This window comes from Xenorhabdus yunnanensis (assembly GCF_028598805.1).
GTDB lineage: Bacteria > Pseudomonadota > Gammaproteobacteria > Enterobacterales > Enterobacteriaceae > Xenorhabdus > Xenorhabdus yunnanensis.
On sequence record NZ_JAQRFI010000052.1, the window covers coordinates 1 to 18,200 of the forward strand.

The following is an 18,200-nucleotide window of genomic DNA, read 5'->3' on the forward strand; positions in this document are numbered from 1 at the left end:
TTCGGTCAGTTGTTTATAGGTCATAGCGCATTTTCCTTTGGCGAGAAAGATGCCTACTATAGCAACTGACCGCCTTTCTTAGAAATTGCACTTATTAGGTGAATCCACGTTATATTTTAATTTTAATAAATTGATTTATATCTTTCATTATTCTAACTTACTAATTCTGTCACTAAACCATCAATTAATACTTGTGGTACTCCCTGAGAACAACGTTCAATTCGGCCTTTGATACCATAAACTTCTGCCAAACTACTTGGAGTAATAACTTGTTCAGGTGTACCTTCAGAAATTAAATTACCTTTTTTTAGCATTAATACATGGTCGCCATGACGTAATGCGATATTAATATCGTGGACAACAACAATCGTAATAATATTGCGACGACGCGTTTCACGTGCAACTAAATCCATTACATGATATTGGTAATTTAAATCCAATGCGCTTAATGGTTCATCTAATAATAATAATGTCGGACGGCGGATTAATGATTGAGCCAACCCAACCAACTGTTTCTGGCCACCAGACAGTTGGTCCAGATAACTGAGAGCCAAATGCTCAATATCGAGCTGGCGCAGCAGTTCCATGACTTCTTGTTCACATTGGCTACTACTCACACCACCTGATGCTCGTTGAGCAACAATAACCGATTCCAATACATGAAGATGCACACCTGCCGGTAATGATTGAGGCAAATAAACCACGTTTTGAGCACGTTGGGCAAAATTCATCTTCATCAGATCCTGCCCATCCAACAGCAGTTCACCGCTGGCTTTATTCAATCCTGCCAGCGAACGCAGGAGTGTTGATTTACCGCAACCATTCGGCCCCAACAATACGGTGATTTGACCACGTGGCAATGGATTGATATCCAGATTTTCAATCACAGGATGCTTCGGATATCCCGTCGTCAAGCGATTGATTTTTAGTCCCTGGCTCATATATTCCCCCTATGGCGTAAAACGATACTCAGGAAGAAAGGCACACCGACCAGCGATGTTACGATCCCAACCGGTATAATAACTCCCGGGATCAGATTTTTAGAGGCGATGGAAGCTATTGATAAAACCAATGCACCAATTAACGCACTCGCAGGCAGGAAGAAACGGTGATCTTCACCAAACATCATTCTGGCAATATGAGGAGCCACCAATCCAATAAAAGCAATCGGGCCAACAAATGCAACCGCCAATGCTGTCAGGATACTGATACGCAACAATGTTCCCAAACGAAGGCGACTAATATTGATACCAAAACTGATCGCGCGATCTTCTCCCAGACGCAAGGCGGTCAACTTCCAAGAATTACTCATTGAGATAGGCATAATGACTGAGAAAACTAACATCATAACGCCCAGTTTTTCCCATGTCGCTCTACCCAAGCTGCCCATTGTCCAAAAAACCAACCCTTGTAAGGTATCTTCCGTAGCGATAAATTGCATCATCGAAACTAATGCATTGAAGGTAAATACCATCGCAATTCCGAACAATACAACGCCTGAGGTTGCAACTCTTGTCCAACGGGTAACGCCATCAAGCATCAGGGCAGCCAATAACGCAAAGAGAAAAGCATTTGCAGAAATAAGCCACTGATCTGGTATTCCCGGAATACCAATTCCAAGCACAATAGCCAATGCCGCACCAAAAGAAGCGGCATTGGAAACCCCCAATGTAAATGGGCTAGCTAATGGGTTATTCAGGATTGTCTGCATTTCAGCGCCAGCCAATCCAAGCGATAGGCCGATCACTACCGCCATCAAGGTATAGGGTAATCGAATATCCCAAACAATCACCCGTGTTGCTGCATTAACACTTTCTGGTGAAACCAGTGTTTGCCAGAGGGTTTGCAGTGATAACCCTGATGGTCCCATTGTAAAATCCAATACAACAGAGGTACCAATCACCAAAACGATGAATAATATCCATGCAATACGTCGGCGCAGGATATGACGATAATGTGCTTTTATATCGCAATCACTTAATTGCTGTTTCACCATTGGCATAGGCTCGGTAGTGACACTCATTTTTTATTACCTATTACTGCTTATTTTTCGCTGACCCAATATGTTCCTACCGGTTCAATAGCCAAGAATTTATTATGAAGCTCTTTCAACGTTTGTTGTGGATCTAAATCGGCAAATTTTTCAGGGTAGAACCATTTAGCAAAAACCTGAGTAACAACAACGTTATAAGGAGAGTTGTAGTAGTGATGCCAGATAGCATGGCTACGCCCTTCTTTCACGGCAGTTAGGTTATTGATGCCTTTACGTTCAGTAATTGTTTTCAGGCCAGCACGGGCAATATCGGCGGAAGTCAGTGCTCCCATTCGAATCCCTTCACTTTTATCACTTGGATCTTGTGCACCACTTGCGATGTAAATATAAGGATCGTCAGCAATGACTTTTTCCAGATTCATTGTACCCAATGGGGAAGGCAGTACTTCTTTGGCAATGTTCTTGCCCCCAGCCAAATCAATGAAGTTCCCCATGTTACCGTTACCTGCCGTACCACAGCAATCTTCACTAGAACCAGCTCTCAGTTCAATAAATACAGAAGGTTTCTCAGCATCCGGTATGCGAGTAGTAATATCGGTTACCATTTTTTGATTTTTCTCGTAAAAATCAGCGTAAGCATTAGCCTGCTCTTCACGATGCAGAATTTTGCCCAACATACGAATGCTAGGTAATGTATTTTTCAAAGGATCATTACGGAAGTCGACAAAAACAACAGGTACACCCGCTTTTTCCAACTGTTTCACCAACTCGCTGTTTTTTCCAGGGCCATGTCCAGACAAACCAAAAATAGCGACATCAGGATTGAGTGTAAGCACTTTTTCAGAGCTGACACTATCAGCGCTAGTATTACCAATCAGGGGGATATTATCGATTTCAGGGAATTTAGCTTTATAAATGGCGTAAGTTTGTGGGTCTAGTTTGCGGAAATCACCTTGCCAGCCAGCGATACGAGCCAAAGGTTTATCCCCTTCCAATATTGCAACAGAATGGAACAGACGACCTTCACCCAATAAGATACGATTGACTTTCTCAGGCACCTCAACAGTACGTCCAGCAACATCAGTGACTGTTTCAGCCCAAGATGCAAAACTTGCCATCATGGCAGAACCTGCCATTAGACTGATACCCATACTTTTCACGACTGCTCGAAATACAAACTTCACTTTAGTTAGCCTCTTCATACAACAATTTTGGCGCTAACAATAAAGCAAATAAGAATACTTATCAATGCGATTAGGGCAGTATATCCAAAATTTACCATCCATATTCTTTCCCTAATCCCATGAAAAATAAAAACTGCCGATTCCATCACAGAATAGGCAGCTTTTTGTAAAAAAATCAATAATATTTTAATTAAAAAGTATCAGTTTTTTGATATTTTTTAACAAATCATTCCTTATCGGTATATTTGAATACCGGAAATTCCATCTCATTGTACTTAACAAAGCGGGTTTTCTTTTTCAACTTGAAACTAAACCAAATGAGCAGGAATAATGGGAGGCCAATGTAAGTCGCCGTCACTCCGTACCAATCGATCTTATCTTGCAAAAACGCCTGATAATTTTGGCCCAAAGTGATAACCAAACATAAAATAAAGGCAAAAATCGGCCCGATAGGGAAGAAACCTGAGCGATATGGCAGAGCATTCACATCAAGACCTTGGGCAACATAGCCTTTGCGAAAGCGATAATGACTGATTGCAATTCCGAGCCACGCAATAAATCCAGTCATGCCAGAGGTATTCAATAACCATAAATAAACTGTTTGATTGCCAAACATGGAGCTAAGAAAACATAATCCTGCCACCACAGTCGTGGCATAAAGTGCATTACGTGGAACACCACCTTTAGACAAATGACTAAAAATTCTCGGCGCCTTACCTTCTTTTGCCAACGTGAATAGCATACGGGTAGAAGCATACATTCCCGAATTTCCCGCAGATAATACAGCGGTCAATATCACTGCATTCATTATCGCAGCCGCTGACAATAAGCCAGCATTTTCAAATACCAGAGTGAATGGGCTAACACTGATATCTTTCACACCATTGCGCAATAAACTAGGATCAGTATAAGGAATAATCAGGCTGATGATTAAAATAGCAAGCACATAAAACAATAAGATACGCCAGAATACCTTACGTACAGCACGAGGGATATTTTTCGCTGGATCTTTCGATTCTCCCGCGGTAATGCCTATTAGTTCTGTCCCTTGAAAAGAGAAGCCAACAATCATCGCCACCCCGATCATAGCTGAAAAACCACCAGCAAAAGGTGCGTCAGCAATGACCCAATTATGCCAACCTGCACCTTCGGCACCTTTCATGATGCCAACAATCATTAAAATACCAACAACGATGAACACAACAATCGTGGTGACTTTAATCAAGGAAAACCAATATTCAGCTTCACCAAATCCTTTGACGGAAATGAAGTTCAACAGGAAAACCAGGCCAAGGAACAATGCACTCCATATCCAGCCAGGAACATCATTAAACCAATATCCCATAACCAATTGTGCAGCTACAAGGTCAACCGCAATTGTCACCGCCCAGTTGTACCAGTAGTTCCATCCCAATGCGAAGCCAAAACCTTCATCAACATATTTGGAACCATAAGTTGAAAACGATCCCGAAACTGGCATGTATGCTGCTAATTCGCCCAAGCTGGTCATCAAAAAGTAGACCATTAAACCAATTAATGCATAGGAAAGTAAGGCACCCGCAGGACCAGCCTGAGAAATTGTTGCGCCAGAAGCAACGAATAATCCCGTACCAATTGATCCACCGATGGCAATCATTGCCATATGCCGTGCTTTTAATTCACGACGCAGGTTTTTTGGGGCCTGATCCGGAGGCATACATTCTTCTCGAGACATTCTGTTCCTATATTATTTTAAAAAATTTAATGCGGGATTGTAACAAATCCTCGTCTCCAGAATAGCGCCGATTCGTGGTTATAAGATACCTTCATAATCCATAGCCAATTATTAGCTACACGATTATGCTCTCAATATCAGTTACAGTAACTCAGTAACTTCTGTAATGCATTGGACATATGTTTCTGACGATGGTAAATCAGGTACAAAGTACGATTAAGGCTAAGCTCAGGGATGACAAGTTCAGATAATGTTCCATTTTTCAATTGTTCTTGAACGACCCGCCGTGAAAGACAACTAATCCCCATCCCATACTGCACGGCATGTTTAATAGCCTCTGAATTACCCAATTCCATCGCGATATTAAATCTGGGCATTTGTGAGAACAAGAGATGATCCAAAACCTCCCTTGTTCCTGAGCCTTTTTCTCTCAATATCCAAGGTGCCTTAATCAAATCCTCGACACTCAGTTCACGTTGCAGCAACGGGCTTTCTGGCGAGGAAAAAATAAGCAATTCATCTTCCATCCATGGTTGTGTGATCAATTCAGGATCATGACACAATCCCTCAATCAATCCCAAATCAACACGAAATTCAACAACCGCCTTTATCACATCTTTAGTATTACTGATATTCAGTTCCAATGGTGTCTCAGAGTAATCCTGACGATATCTCGCCAGCATTTCAGGCAACATATAATTGCCAATCGTGCTGCTGGCCGCTAATCGCAATGCTCCCAATTCAAGTTTGAAAAGCTGTTCCACTTCTCCAGCCTGTTCAAGTAACGCCAATGCCTTAGGATAGAGCAAACGCCCATGTTCATTGGTAACCAGACGTTTCCCGACCCTATCAAACAGTTGTACTCCCAGCTGTCCTTCAAGATCTGTGAGTGAAGCACTGACCGCAGATTGTGATAATGCTAACTGCTGAGAAGCCTGTGTCGTTGAACCACTTTTCAGAACTTCTGTAAAAATTTCCAGTTGTCTCAGAGTGATACGCATATGGCCTCACGGGACGCAATATAAAAAATAGAAAGGTAGTCTTGATTTTAGACAGTATTATGCAACTTAACAAAAGTCACCCTTAATTAACCTATTTTTATGGTTATATATATATAAATTATCAATTTTATTGATTTAAAAAAATTCTATATGCTTATTCCTAAAATGAATAAGTTAATAGGGCCGTCACTATGCCTGAAAATCAAATTAAGCCTAGAAATCAAGCTGGGTCTAAAAATCAAGTTGAGGAATTGATCAAAACTCACCAACATACTGCATTAAAATTAATTCCCGGTGTCATATTGGTCACAGCCCTGACGGCACTCGCTATCTATATCGGTACTATTCCTTGGTTTATAAATATGGGGTTGGGTGTTCTGACACTTGCCATTCTGTTGGGGATCATTATCGGCAATACAGTGTATCCTTTCTTAAAACCCACCTGTGATAGTGGCATCCATTTTTCTAAACACTACCTACTGCGAGCAGGTATTATTCTTTATGGATTTCGCCTGACTTTCCAACAAATCACAGATGTTGGTGCAAGTGGGATATTAATTGATGTCATTATGCTTTCTTCAACATTTTTTATGGCATTGTGGATTGGACGTACTTTTTTGCGACTGGATAGCCAAACTGTGATCCTGATTGGTGCAGGAAGCAGTATTTGTGGAGTCGCTGCGATTATGGCAACAGAGCCTGTTGTTAAAGCTCCGGCCAGCAAAGTTGCCGTAGCCGTCTCTACAGTGGTCATTTTTGGCACACTCGCAATCTTTATTTATCCGTGGTTCTATCAACTCAATACCCATTACCAATGGTTTAATTTCTCTCAAGAGACATTTGGTATCTTTTCTGGTTCAACTGTGCATGAAGTAGCTCAAGTCGTTGCCATTGGGCATACAATAGGAAGCGATGCAGAAAATGCAGCCGTTATCAGTAAGATGATCCGCGTTATGCTATTGGCACCTTTTCTATTGCTGCTTTCCGGCTATCTCAGCCGCATGGAAGCTAAAAATTGTAATAGCCACCAAGAAAAATCGCCGATCACTATTCCATGGTTTGCTGTATTTTTTATTGCCACCGCGGGTTTTAATTCTTTTCATTTATTACCTGAGTCCCTTGTTAACCATATCATTGCTACTGATACCACCATGCTGGCAATGGCAATGGTTGCTTTAGGGCTAACCACTCATATCAGTGCCATTCGTCAAGCTGGGGTTAAACCTATTTTATTGGCACTCATTTTATTTGTCTGGTTAGTAGCCGGAGGATTAATTGTCAATCAAGGCATCCAACATTTATTGCGCTAATTCAGAACGAAGATATATCTGACACCAAATTAAATTGACTTTTTCTGCCAAAATTTTATCAACAGGGCGAACAATGCCATAATGACGAAAACACAGGAGAAAATGATATGAAATTTGTTGGAGCCCATGTTAGCGCCTCTGGCGGTGTTGATCAGGCAGTGATCCGTGCCCATGAATTAAATGCAACAGCATTTGCCCTTTTCACGAAAAATCAGCGCCAGTGGCATGCACCGCCGTTATCGACAGATGTCATTGATAAATTCAAAGCGAACTGTGAACGTTATGGCTATGGCAGCCGACAAATCCTTCCTCATGACAGTTATCTAATCAATCTTGGTCATCCTGAAGCAGACAATCTGGAAAAATCCCGCGCAGCGTTCCTTGATGAAATGCAACGCTGTGAACAGTTAGGCATCGACTTGTTGAATTTCCATCCGGGCAGCCATCTCAACAAAATTGACATTGATAAGTGCCTCGCTCGTATTGCGGAATCCATTAATATTACGTTGGACAAAACACAAGGTGTCACCGCTGTCATCGAAAACACTGCCGGACAAGGCACCAATCTTGGTTTTAAATTCGAACAACTAGCGGCAATTATTGACAGTGTCGAAGACAAAACTCGTGTTGGAGTTTGTGTTGATACCTGCCATGCTTTTGCTGCTGGTTATGATTTACGTACTGAAAAAGATTGCGATGAAACGTTCAAGGCATTCGATGAAATCGTTGGGTTCAGGTATCTTAAAGCCATGCATCTGAATGATGCTAAGAGCGAATTTTCCAGCCGTGTTGACCGGCATCACAGCCTTGGTGAAGGCAATATCGGTAAAACGCCTTTCAGCTATATCATGAAAGATGACCGTTTCAATGGCATTCCCTTAATTCTTGAAACGATCAATCCAGATATCTGGGATCAAGAAATTTCCTGGCTAAAATCCCAGGAAAAGTAATTACCTGATCGATATTAACTCGATCTTTGACATCATTGATGCAAGTTCCGTGCGGCTTTTAATCCCAACATTCGGCTGGCTAACCGTGAGTGCAGAAACTGCGGTTGCCAGACGCAATGTATGTTCACTGGATTCCCTCATCAGCAAACCATAGACCAATCCACCGACCATAGAGTCTCCTGCCCCAACCGTACTGACTACCTCACAATGTGGCGGTTTTGCCAACCATGCGCCAGAGGCATTCACCCATAATGCTCCCTGTTCTCCCAGAGAAATGACAACATGCGCGATCCCTCTATTACGTAATTCATGGGCTGCATCAATAACACTGTTCAAATCCGGCAATGGCTTACCTATCCAAATTTCCAATTCATGTCGATTGGGTTTTACCAGCCAAGGTGATGCCTTAAGGCCCGCTACAAGAGCTTCACGACTACTGTCGAAGATAACGCAGGGACAAAACTGCCGTAATTGCATCATCCAATCCGCAAACGATTCTGCTGTAATCCCTTCGGGTAAACTACCGCTGACTACAACCATATCGAACTGCCCCAGCCATGTGAGAGAATCACTAACAAATCGACTCCATTCTTCTTCCGTCACATGGAAACCCGAAAAATTAAAATCCGTTACTTCACCCTGTTTTTCGGTCAATTTGACATTAATGCGAGTTCGCCCTGAAACCAAATGGAAACGATTTACCATACTGTTTTCGCTAAAAAACTGCTGAAACCCTTCTTGATTCTCTCGCCCTAGAAAACCACTGACAGTAACATCAATGCCTAAATCACGCAGTACCTTTGCAACATTGTTTCCTTTACCAGCAGCGTGAAACCCTGCCGTCTGTACACGGTTAACATTTCCCTTAACAATATCTGGGCATAAACCAACTAAATCATAAGCTGGATTTAAGGTAATTGTGGCAACTCGACGGCTCATCTTGCCGGTGTCTCCTGAATAAACAGTCATAAGTAACATTAAGATTTATCTTTTATTTATAACATCAAAATTGAATCGTTTCAGTTAAAATTACCACCTGATTGATCATTGTGTTACTGGGTTCTAAAAGTAAAAATATGCGACGGAATTATTTCTTATCAGATGGCTAAAATCTATCTGAACCAGCATAAATAAATACTATCCGGGGGAATATATAGTGTCAGTTATTGTCGGAGTTGGTGTCATTATCGTTAACGATAAAGGTGAAATTCTACTGGGAAAACGTACCAGCCAGCATGCACCGTACTGGTCAATCTTTGGTGGTCATGTCGATCCCGGTGAAACCTTTGAAGAATGTGCCATTCGAGAAATTCAAGAAGAGATTGGCTTAACAATCCAAAACCCCAGAGTTTATGGTATTTGCAATAATCTTGAAACGTATCGAGAAGAAGGAAAGCACACAGTTTCAGTTTGTCTACTGGCACAGTATTCCGGAGGTGAACCCAAATTAATGGAACCAGAGAAATGCGAACAATTAATTTGGTGTAATCCTGATAACCTACCCGAACCTCATTTTGAGGCCAGTCGTAATGCCATCAAACTGTGGCAAAAAGCGCAATTCTATTCTGCAACTTAATATCAATTTCTTCAGGCAGGCTATCTCAGATCACCTGCCTCACCTTTGTATACAAAATGCAACAAATGCAACAAATGCAACAAATGCAATTTAGTTATTTCCCATAATTATTTGTTTACACATATGATTCATTAATATATCGTCGCGCTAGTACAAAGTAACACCATTCATAAGGAAATCTATATGACCATTGAGGTAACGCAAAATTTGAAACGCCCCTCCATATTTGGTGGAGCTATGATCATTGCCGGTACTGCTGTCGGTGCAGGTATGTTTTCCATTCCGATTGTCAGTTCAGGTGTCTGGTTTACAGGATCAATCATTTTGCTGGTGTATACCTGCGTATGTATGTATTTCTCAGGTCTGATGATTCTGGAAGCCAATATGAACTACCCTGCCGGTTCCAGCTTCCATACCGTCACTAAAGACTTACTGGGCAAAGGCTGGAGCACTCTTAACGGTTTATCCATCACCTTCGTTCTGTATATACTGACCTATGCTTATATTTCAGCAGGTAGCTCAATTCTTTCTCAGAATATCAAAAATATTATTCCACTACCTCAATCAATATCCGGCCTGTATTTCGCCTTTATCGTTGCCTTTATTGTTTGGTTATCCACTAAAGCAGTGGATCGCTTAAGCACTATCTTGATAGGCGGAATGGTAATTACCTTTATCATGTCCGTCAGTGGTATGTTTATCGAAGTGAAGCCTGCTATCTTATTTGATCAGGTTAATACCAATTCAAGCTATTTACCCTATGCTTTAATCGCTTTACCTTATTTACTGGCCTCATTTGGCTATCACGGTAATGTTCCGGGGCTGGTCAAGTATTATCATAAAGACAGCAAAGCTGTCGTACACAGCTTACTATATGGAACCTTGATAACATTAGCGATTTACATTTTATGGCAGTACGTCATTCAGGGAAATATTCCTCGTGAAGCCTTCAAGCAGGTTATTGCTGATGGTGGTAATATTGGTAACTTACTGCAACAAATGGATAAGACTTCCGATAATACGACAATAACTAAATTCTTGAATGCCTTCTCATATATGGCCTTGGCGAGTTCATTTTTAGGTGTGTCATTAGGACTATTTGACTATCTGGCAGACTTCTTTAAATTCGACGACTCACGAAAAGGACGTTTTAAAACAGCACTGATTACTTTTATTCCTCCCACTGTATTGGCTCTGGTCTTTCCAAACGGTTTCCTATATGCAATCGGTTTTGCTGGTCTGGCAGCAACTATTTGGGCGGTTATTGTTCCTGCTTTAATGGCCCGAGCCAGTCGTAAACGCTATCCAACATCTAGCTATCAAGCTCCGGGCGGTAATTTTTTGATTATCTTTGTTATCCTGTTCGGTTTGATAAATGCGCTAGCACACATTCTATCTTTGTTTGATGTATTGCCTGTTTATCGTTAATGTTTTTTACTCGCTCCAGTATTTTTACTGGGGCATTCATTCATCTCTTGCCTAACAGGCTAACTGCGAGTAATTTTGTCGCCACTTAAATATTCATTCCACTATTTCCTTGTTCTTATAGAAGGTATCTATGGCTAAAGCCAATGAAATTAAGCGTGGCGCTGCAATCAGCTACAATGAAAAACTATTATTAGTTAAAGACATCGATATTCAGTCACCCAGCGCACGCGGTGCCAGCACTCTGTATAAGATGCGTTTTACTGATATTCGTACTGGTCAGAAAGTGGAAGAACGTTTCAAAGGCGATGATATTCTTGAAACCATCACATTAACACGCCGTGGTGTGAGTTTTTCCTACATTGATGGTGATGAATATATTTTTATGGATGACGAAGACTTCACCCCCTATCACTTCAAAAAAGATCAAATAGAAGAGGAATTACTCTTTATTCCTGAAGACGGTCTACCAGGAATGCAAGTCCTGACAATGGATGGGCAGTTGTTATCCCTTGAATTACCTCAGACTGTTGATATGGTCATTGAAGAAACATCACCGGGTATCAAGGGTGCATCAGCAAGTGCCCGCACCAAACCGGCTAAGATGAATACAGGATTGACTATTCAGGTTCCAGAGTACCTGAGTTCAGGTGAAAAAATCCGTATTCATATTGCAGAACGTCGCTATATGGGACGTTGTGATTAATTTTTTATCCTTAAATATGAGTTGCTCTTTGCATTAAGTATTATCTTGTCAAAGGAGCAACTCATCGCCTGTTTATTAAGTTAGAAATAATCCACATTAACAATTGCCACACGTTTCTGATTGTCAGTCCACTTCACGCTGGAAACACCTATGTTACCAGGAAGCATGACATTGCCTTTCGTTTTTTGAGTTGAAATGATTTGTTTAACAGTGAGATTTTTCCCTAATCGATAGCAAGAGATATTGGCTTGAGTATTTGACACAATGACTTGACATCCGGGGTCAACAATTGCACCAGAAAACCGAATTACTCCTCCTTGAGATTCGGCATATCCATAAGAAAGCCATGAAACCAACAAACAACTAATTAACAATTTAAGATAATTTTGCATGGTCACCTCACTTTCGTTTTTCCATTAACTAAAACTCAGCTACCTTTTATTCCTTCATCTCCATAATAACTATTTCATGTGAAAAAAATACGACATTGACATCTTTTATTGATAAATATCAAAAGTTATTTCTTTAAACTAAAAAATAAAAACATTACTTTTATTAACCAATTAGCAAGCATGTTATTAACAATCATTATGTTGAACTAAATCACAGATAAGTTTATTAATTTTCTTTTATATTATTTAGACAAAATAAATGAAATAATTATTATACTTCCATATAACATTTAGTGATAAGTTATAGTAATAATACCTAATTCTTTATTTTCTCCCACCCATTTTATTTCTTCTTTTCCGATGTGTTTTGGGATAGATAATGGAGAATTATTATCCTTTTGATATTCTATAGTTTTTTCTTGATTTAACTGTTCACCATTATACCAGCAGAGCATTTTAGTATGATTTTCATCCCAATTAAGTTGGCATGGAGGTTCAACAATAGCACCATGGAAATAAATCGTTCCAGAATTTGAGGTTGACGGAGAAGTCGCCATTACAGGATAAGATAAAGACATAAACAAAAAAGTCGTCATTTTTCGTAACATAAGCATTCAACCTCCATTACAGGTATTATTATCTTTTTTCAATTTCAGCCCTGCGCTAATTTTAAAACCAGATAATGGTGTAACGCTCTGCTACCTATATAACAACATAACGGCAAATGAAACACTTTCTTTAATACTTTTTACTAACCCAGACTGCATTTCAACATAATATCCTAATAAGTTAGGATATGATAAAATCAATTTGCAGTTATTTAATAATAGTCAGATTCTAACATTAAACCAAATATATATTATCGCTACTGCTGTAGGGATTTAGCTATTTTTCCGATATCATTAGGTTATTTGCATATTTAACAACAAAAAAATTCATTGATGAACTATGCAAATATGCTGATATAACTACACTTTATCCATTTCATCCGATGAGGATTACGCTTTCCTATAAATTTTGTTATAGTCCCCTCCCAGTTTATTTGTCTACCAAAGTCCACTTTACGTGTTAAATAGGTATCCCATGACTCGTAGTCACCCACTCGCTATACTTATTCTCAATATCCTTGGTATTGCCCTGTTTCTCTCATGGTACTTACCTGAGAACCACGGCTTTTGGTTCCACATTGATTCCTCTATTTTTTATTTTTTTAATGAGAAATTATTGCCAGATTCAAAATTTGCTCTATTTGTAGCTATCGCAAACGTCAGGGCATTTGATGTTATATCACTTCTATGTATGGGCCTGCTGTACTACAGCGCGTTTCGAAAACAAGATTATGCAGGCAAACGCAGACTTTTCATGATTGGTCTAGTGATGATCATCTCGGCCGTTATCATTAATCAAATAGGACATCGGATCCCCGTCAGCCGCCCAAGCCCGACGCTGACATTTGAAAATGTTAATCGCATAAACGAAATGACAAGTTGGCATACAAAAGATGCATCCAAAGACAGCTTTCCTGGTGATCACGGGTTGATGCTCTTAATTTTCAGCAGCTTTATTCTGCGTTATATCTCCCGCGGTGCATTCTTTATTGCTCTACTGATTATGGTCACTTTTGCTCTTCCACGTATTATGGCTGGTGCTCACTGGTTTACAGACATTGCTGTAGGCTCTTTGTTCCTGACACTGATTGGCATGAGCTGGATATTGCTGACCCCATTAAGTGACATTATAGCAACATGGCTAGACAAGAAATTACCGCATATCAGACGCAGTAATTAAGATAATAATATTGAGGAGATACCTATTATCTCCTCAATATCACACTATATTTATCAAAGCGGTATAAAATAACAACAAATCATTCTAACCCCTTACTTATTAATCTAATTTTTTGTAAAGAATTCTTTTTGTCTCTCGCTTTTTACTAATGATTTCAGTAATCTTCCATGCGTCCTGTTTATTAAAATAATACTCTTTGTAAAGATGCTAATAAAATGTGTTGCTTAACACACTTTATGGACAGAAAATTTGTTAATTCGCCATCTTCTGACTAAGCTTTAAAACGTTTAGTGTTTTCATGATGTCGATAAGTCACATCAAAGACTGCAAGGGAAAATCAATATAATGGTCAAATCTCAATCAATACTGAGATATATCATGCGGCTGATACCCGTAATTTTAGCGGCAGTGGTACTGAGCGCATGTAGTTCACCGGATTCCAAGTTACGCAATAAACAAACTGAGATGCATGCAGTAAACTCTCAAAAGCATTATTTACTGCAAGCATCTCAGGATGAATTTGAAACGCTGGTTAACAGCTTAGATATTAAGTCTAAGATACTTAATCAATACGCAGACTGGAAAGGTGTCGCCTATCGGTTTGGTGGGAACACCAAGCGCGGTATTGATTGTTCTGCTTTTGTACAACGTACTTTTCATGACCAGTTTGGTATGGAGTTACCACGTTCCACGTTAGAACAGCAGAATATAGGGCAAACCGTTAATCGCTCTAAATTGCAGGCGGGCGATTTGGTACTGTTTAAGACGGGGATTCGTATGCGTCATATCGGTATCTACATCGGCAATCATCAGTTTGTTCACGCTTCAACCAGCAACGGTGTTATTGTTTCCAAACTGACCGATACTTACTGGAATAAACGTTACTACGGCGCAAGGCGAGTGTTATCAGATGATATAAAAGCCTCGATATAGCTCTGAACCACCCGTATTACCAAGACTTTCCCTTGCAGCCATTAAAAAACGCTTCTTAAATAGAAGCGTTTTTTATCATTTTTGATCAATGGGTAGAATTATAATGGATACAGCGCAGTAATATTTTCTGCAATTGCAGCACCTAACGTCTTTAAACGACATATCACTGCACTCTCATCTTCCTTAGCAAAAAATAAACATGGCTCTCCTTCCCATTCAATCACAGCACTTAATATTTGCATATCAGCAATAGACTGATTTATAGCTTGCAAAATCTCCCGTGCTTTTTCGCCTTCATGGCTTAATAATTTCAGCCCCATCAGGCTATTTTTTAAATCTGTTTCTTCTGCTGGTAAAATCTCAACTTTTGTACCAACGAAACCAGATGACCACCGATAACTTTGCGGCAGTCTATGTACTACCGAAAGTTGAATATTATTCACGTATCATTCCTATCAGAAACAACATTAGTACATCTAACCACCAGCTGTAGGTTATCAACTCGTTAAAACCGAATAACCATCAACAAAAAAGTAAACAAAAAGTTAAAATAAAAATTGCGTTATCTCACCTACTTTGTCTTCTATCTAAAAAAAGTGAGATCGAACTCGCATTTTGTATATATTTATACTGTTTAAGTAAATAATTCAACTTATTTTTATGCAAAACAGCAACCTTTCATTCAAGATTTATTTACATATTTATTTTTTCAAACATCACTGAGTGCCAATAAAAGCATAATCTTTTTATTTACAATAGGTTAAAGAATGACGATCTCATGACCTTCCATAGTCATGAAGCCATTATAACAAGTTAACAAAAAAACAACATTTCAATATTAATTAGATATGATAAAGCTAACAAATAATTAAACTTGTTTGATGATTGTTCGATATTTCCTGTTTATCAGTTTAATGAATAGTACCTTTAAAATCTCAAAGTACTTCAGGAGAACGGAGTTAATTTCAATCTCTATATCGACTCAAGAAGAAACCTGAACAAGTGTCTTTTTATTCGATACGAGCAGAATAGCATCTGATAATAAACAAAAGGCCACCCCATACTGACAGATGGCCTTTAAAAACATTTGATGCACGATCCTAATTACTTTTTGATAGTTACTATTTTTAACTATTTATAATACTGATTATTTATGAGACTTATCACGTGCATATATAATAAGCAACATAGCCAATATTACGCATAATGCCATTGAACCGACCATTGGCCATGCACTTTCCTCTGGCAATAAAGACAAAATAGTGCCTACTAATGCCGCAATACTAAAACGGATGGTTCCTGCCAATGAAGCAACTGTTCCAGCCATATGAGGATAATCGTCCAATACAACAGCCATAGTGTTAGACGTAATCATGGAAATTCCGCTGATATAAATAGCAACCCCCATAACCAGAGAAATAAATCCCAGATCAAACATGGTGCTAAACAGTAACCATAATCCCATAACAAATTGAACGTACAATCCAATATGCAACATTTTCAATGGGCCATATTTGCGAACACACTGGCTATTAATGGTTGCCATAATGAACAGAAAAATAATATTCAGCCCAAAATAGTAACCAAAATGCTGCTCAGACACACCGTTTAACTTAATGTAAACAAATGCACCAACACTAAGAAAAGAGAACATTCCAGCAAAGGAAAAACCGCTGGCTAAGATATAACATAGCACTTGGCGTTGCCGAAACAGCATAACAAACTGCTTCAAAGTCGTTTTTAAGTGAAATCGCTGCCTTTTTTCTTTAGGCAACGTTTCTTGAATGAAGAAAGCAACCAGAGCGGTAGCAATTACCGCCACAATAGCAATCGACCAGAAAATAGCATGCCAATTGAACCATACCATCAACAGCCCACCTAACATGGGAGCCAATAAAGGTGCAATGATCATCACCAATGTCACAAAAGACATACTGCGGGAAAATTCCTCTTTTGTGAATTTATCACGCATAAGAGCATTGATTACAACACTGGCAGCCGCAGCAGAAAACCCATGCAAGAAACGCATGGAGATGAAAGTATCAATATCTTGTGCTAAAGCACATGCAACAGAAGAGATGACAAAAACAATAATACCGCCCAAAATGACGGGTTTTCGACCCAAACTATCCGACATTGGCCCATAAACCATTTGGCCAATGGCAAAGCCCAAAATATAGCTACTCAGTGTCATCTGTACCAGACCATCATTGACACCAAAATCTTTAGCGATCGTTGGCATACTCGGCAAATACATATCAATTGCCAATGGCATTAACATAGAGAGCAAACCAAGGATCAATACTAATCCCAAATAGGACGAATGCTGTTGTTGCACGCAGTAACTCCTGAATCAATTGAAGGATAAAAATTAAGGGGTTGGCGTTTGTATGCTGTTGATTTCACAATTAGTCAGCGCTCGATATTCTCCTTGCTCCAATTCAGGATCGAGATAAATTTCGCCAATTCTCTCCCGATGAAGCGCTACAACATGATTCTCTACTGCGGCAAACATCCGTTTTACTTGATGATAACGCCCTTCACTGATGGTCAAACGAACAAGTTGAGGCTCAATAATTTCCAGTTGTGCGGGTTTTGTCAGGGTCTTTTCCCCATTTAGCTGCACTCCTGCCAAAAATTTTTGCTCGGTATTCTCAGCAATTGGGTGTTCCAATGTAACAAGATAGGTTTTTTCACAATGATGTTTGGGGGATGTAATACGATGTGACCATTGACCATCATCAGTCAACAATACCAATCCTGTAGTATCGATATCCAAACGCCCTGCTGAATGTAATTTATGGGCAACAGGCTCATTGATAAAATACAAAATTGTTGGGTTTGACGGATCATCTGTCGAACACACATATCCCTGAGGTTTATTCAACATGAAATAACGCGGACCATTTAATTGTTGCAATATTGAACCATCATAGGCAACTTGCTGATCGGACTTCAATTTATAGGCGCCTGTTTTGATGATCTCGTCATCGACAGTAACTAGCCCTGCCCGCAACTCTCGCCCCACATAGTTGCGGCTAATACCTAATTGTTGTGATAAAAATTTATCCAATCGCATGAATAGAAGTACCTGACAAAAATAAATACATATGAACATGTCCTTGATATCGCGAACAACTTCAAGGCCATGACTAGGATACAAAGTTAAACAGATAATTTATAGGAAAATCATCACGACAGTAACTATATCAATAATAAGCTACACGT

At 39.6% G+C, this 18,200-nt stretch carries 18 protein-coding genes; 7 read left to right on the forward strand and 11 right to left on the reverse strand.

Features of this window, described 5'->3' with window-relative positions; all coding sequences use genetic code 11:
- Positions 1-152: 152 nt before the first annotated feature.
- From PSI23_RS16975 to yieE, 5 genes are all read right to left on the reverse strand, one after another.
- Positions 153-941 (reverse strand): ABC transporter ATP-binding protein, encoded by a 789-nt coding sequence (locus PSI23_RS16975; RefSeq protein WP_273556198.1) that lies wholly within the window; start codon positions 939-941, stop codon positions 153-155.
- Positions 938-2,023 carry a FecCD family ABC transporter permease gene (locus PSI23_RS16980; RefSeq protein WP_273556199.1) on the reverse strand — a complete coding sequence of 362 codons (1,086 nt, stop codon included), beginning with the start codon at positions 2,021-2,023 and terminating at the stop codon, positions 938-940. Before PSI23_RS16980 ends, PSI23_RS16975 begins: the two co-directional genes overlap by 4 nt.
- 20 nt (positions 2,024-2,043) lie before the next feature.
- Entirely contained in the window at positions 2,044-3,177 is a 1,134-nt protein-coding gene (locus PSI23_RS16985) for an ABC transporter substrate-binding protein (RefSeq protein ID WP_273556200.1), read from the reverse strand.
- Between the two features lie 226 nt (positions 3,178-3,403).
- Positions 3,404-4,891 carry an amino acid permease gene (locus PSI23_RS16990; protein ID WP_273556201.1) on the reverse strand — a complete coding sequence of 496 codons (1,488 nt, stop codon included), beginning with the start codon at positions 4,889-4,891 and terminating at the stop codon, positions 3,404-3,406.
- A 137-nt stretch (positions 4,892-5,028) separates the two neighbouring features.
- Positions 5,029-5,892: a DNA-binding transcriptional regulator YeiE gene (gene yieE / locus PSI23_RS16995; RefSeq protein WP_273556202.1), complete on the reverse strand. Its 864-nt coding sequence runs from the start codon at positions 5,890-5,892 to the stop codon at positions 5,029-5,031.
- A gap of 191 nt (positions 5,893-6,083) precedes the next feature.
- Between yieE and PSI23_RS17000 the strand changes: the two genes are divergently transcribed.
- Positions 6,084-7,202, forward strand: a complete 1,119-nt coding sequence (locus PSI23_RS17000; protein WP_273556203.1) for a YeiH family protein — start codon at positions 6,084-6,086, stop codon at positions 7,200-7,202.
- A 107-nt stretch (positions 7,203-7,309) separates the two neighbouring features.
- The gene (nfo, locus tag PSI23_RS17005; RefSeq protein WP_273556204.1) at positions 7,310-8,152 is read left to right on the forward strand and encodes a deoxyribonuclease IV; all 843 of its coding nucleotides are present in this window, start codon (positions 7,310-7,312) and stop codon (positions 8,150-8,152) included.
- On the opposite strand, the gene fruK is transcribed toward nfo, so the two are convergent.
- On the reverse strand, positions 8,153-9,091 hold the full coding sequence (gene fruK / locus PSI23_RS17010; protein WP_273556205.1) for a 1-phosphofructokinase: 939 nt from the start codon (positions 9,089-9,091) through the stop codon (positions 8,153-8,155).
- A gap of 217 nt (positions 9,092-9,308) precedes the next feature.
- Between fruK and PSI23_RS17015 the strand changes: the two genes are divergently transcribed.
- The 3 genes from PSI23_RS17015 to yeiP all read left to right on the forward strand — a co-directional run bounded on the left by PSI23_RS17015 (position 9,309) and on the right by yeiP (position 11,859).
- Entirely contained in the window at positions 9,309-9,728 is a 420-nt protein-coding gene (locus PSI23_RS17015) for a nucleotide triphosphate diphosphatase NUDT15 (protein ID WP_273556206.1), read from the forward strand.
- A gap of 183 nt (positions 9,729-9,911) precedes the next feature.
- Positions 9,912-11,156, forward strand: a complete 1,245-nt coding sequence (gene mtr / locus PSI23_RS17020) for a tryptophan permease (protein ID WP_273556207.1) — start codon at positions 9,912-9,914, stop codon at positions 11,154-11,156.
- Between the two features lie 130 nt (positions 11,157-11,286).
- Positions 11,287-11,859 carry an elongation factor P-like protein YeiP gene (gene yeiP, locus PSI23_RS17025; protein ID WP_273556208.1) on the forward strand — a complete coding sequence of 191 codons (573 nt, stop codon included), beginning with the start codon at positions 11,287-11,289 and terminating at the stop codon, positions 11,857-11,859.
- An 80-nt stretch (positions 11,860-11,939) separates the two neighbouring features.
- Here the strand turns inward: yeiP and PSI23_RS17030 are convergent, their stop codons facing one another.
- Together PSI23_RS17030 and PSI23_RS17035 are read right to left on the reverse strand one after the other, a co-directional pair.
- Positions 11,940-12,251: a YmdA family protein gene (locus tag PSI23_RS17030; protein WP_273556209.1), complete on the reverse strand. Its 312-nt coding sequence runs from the start codon at positions 12,249-12,251 to the stop codon at positions 11,940-11,942.
- A gap of 290 nt (positions 12,252-12,541) precedes the next feature.
- Positions 12,542-12,865 (reverse strand): YmdA family protein, encoded by a 324-nt coding sequence (locus tag PSI23_RS17035; protein WP_273556210.1) that lies wholly within the window; start codon positions 12,863-12,865, stop codon positions 12,542-12,544.
- A gap of 469 nt (positions 12,866-13,334) precedes the next feature.
- Here PSI23_RS17035 and PSI23_RS17040 point away from each other — a divergent pair, with 469 nt between their 5' ends.
- Positions 13,335-14,039 carry a phosphatase PAP2 family protein gene (locus tag PSI23_RS17040; RefSeq protein WP_273556211.1) on the forward strand — a complete coding sequence of 235 codons (705 nt, stop codon included), beginning with the start codon at positions 13,335-13,337 and terminating at the stop codon, positions 14,037-14,039.
- A gap of 345 nt (positions 14,040-14,384) precedes the next feature.
- The gene (mepS, locus tag PSI23_RS17045; protein WP_273556212.1) at positions 14,385-14,972 is read left to right on the forward strand and encodes a bifunctional murein DD-endopeptidase/murein LD-carboxypeptidase; all 588 of its coding nucleotides are present in this window, start codon (positions 14,385-14,387) and stop codon (positions 14,970-14,972) included.
- A 98-nt stretch (positions 14,973-15,070) separates the two neighbouring features.
- On the opposite strand, the gene PSI23_RS17050 is transcribed toward mepS, so the two are convergent.
- The 3 genes from PSI23_RS17050 to rsuA form a co-directional block, all read right to left on the reverse strand.
- Complete coding sequence (locus PSI23_RS17050; RefSeq protein WP_273556213.1) at positions 15,071-15,415, reverse strand: YejG family protein; 345 nt, start codon at positions 15,413-15,415, stop codon at positions 15,071-15,073.
- A gap of 704 nt (positions 15,416-16,119) precedes the next feature.
- The gene (locus PSI23_RS17055) at positions 16,120-17,310 is read right to left on the reverse strand and encodes a Bcr/CflA family multidrug efflux MFS transporter (protein WP_273556214.1); all 1,191 of its coding nucleotides are present in this window, start codon (positions 17,308-17,310) and stop codon (positions 16,120-16,122) included.
- A gap of 33 nt (positions 17,311-17,343) precedes the next feature.
- Complete coding sequence (gene rsuA / locus PSI23_RS17060) at positions 17,344-18,051, reverse strand: 16S rRNA pseudouridine(516) synthase RsuA (RefSeq protein ID WP_273556215.1); 708 nt, start codon at positions 18,049-18,051, stop codon at positions 17,344-17,346.
- Between the last annotated feature and the right edge of the window lie 149 nt (positions 18,052-18,200).